Origin of the sequence: Aeromonas sp. ASNIH8, from assembly GCF_002919855.1 — a bacterium.
GTDB classification, from domain to species: domain Bacteria; phylum Pseudomonadota; class Gammaproteobacteria; order Enterobacterales; family Aeromonadaceae; genus Aeromonas; species Aeromonas caviae.
The window spans coordinates 1-1084 of sequence record NZ_PQLN01000237.1 but is presented as its reverse complement, the minus strand read 5'-3'; the positions used below and the strand labels follow the sequence as shown (position 1 = coordinate 1084).

1 protein-coding gene is annotated in these 1084 nt (G+C 59.5%); it reads left to right on the top strand.

Translation table 11 applies throughout. The features are described from left to right. Positions 1 to 105: 105 nt before the first annotated feature. Positions 106 to 1053, top strand: coding sequence for an IS30-like element ISAs2 family transposase (locus tag C3418_RS23655; protein WP_019706001.1), 948 nt, complete (start codon positions 106 to 108; stop codon positions 1051 to 1053). Positions 1054 to 1084: the final 31 nt, after the last annotated feature.

Genomic DNA, 1084 nt, shown 5'->3' with positions numbered 1-1084 from the left:
CGGGAATTCAGATAATAAGTGCGACACTCATGGATGAATGGCGAGAGGTGGCCAACTGCTGATTGGTGGTACCCTTCTGCTCGCCAAAGTAAAAGCAGTATCACCATGAGCTATCAGCAGTTGACCGAGGGGCAACGATACCAGTTATCGGTGCTTCGCGCACAGGGGATGTCCATCCTTGCCACCGCACGCGCCATTGGCGTTCATCGCTCCACCCTCTACCGGGAGCTGCGTCGTAACGCCGGGCCGCAGGGCTACCAGCCAGACAATGCGCATCAGCACGCCACCCACCGACGGGCCAGTGCGGCCAAATCTCGGCTATCTGCCGATGTCATCCAGTTTGTCGAGCTGACACTCGCCTGGTGGTGGAGCCCGGAGCAGATAAGCGCGGTGGGCAAGCAGATAGGCCTCATGGTGAGTCACGAGTGGATATACCGCCATGTGGCCGCCGACAAAGCCCGGGGTGGCCAGTTGTACCGCCATCTGCGCCAGGGCCACAAGCGCTACCGCAAGGGGGCGAGCAGCCTGCGTTCTCCCATCAAGGAAGCCCGCTCTATTGATGAACGGCCGGCTATCGTCGATAGCCGGGAGCGGCTCGGTGATTGGGAGGCGGACACGGTGCTGGGCAAGCAAGGCACAGGTGCACTGGTCACCCTGGTGGAGCGCAAGAGCCGGCTCTATCTGGTCAAGCGGGTCGCGAGCAAACAGGCTGGGGTGGTGCGGGATGCGATAATCGAGATGTTAACGCCCTACATCGAGCAGGTGCATACCATCACCTTTGACAACGGCGGCGAGTTTGCCGAACACAAGGCGATAGAGGAAGCGCTGGGTGCCGAGACTTACTTTGCGCACCCTTACTCTTCGTGGGAGCGCGGTCTGAACGAGAACAGCAATGGGCTGTTGAGGCAGTTTATCCCAAAGGGAACAGACCTGAGAGAGGTCACGGACGAGGATGTCAGGAGAGCGGAGCAGTGGCTCAACCTACGACCTCGGAAATGTCTCGGATTCAGGCAGCCTGTCAAGGTATTCGAAGAGTACCGTCAGGCGGCATAGGCGAGTGTCGCACTTCGAAGTTGAATTCGCG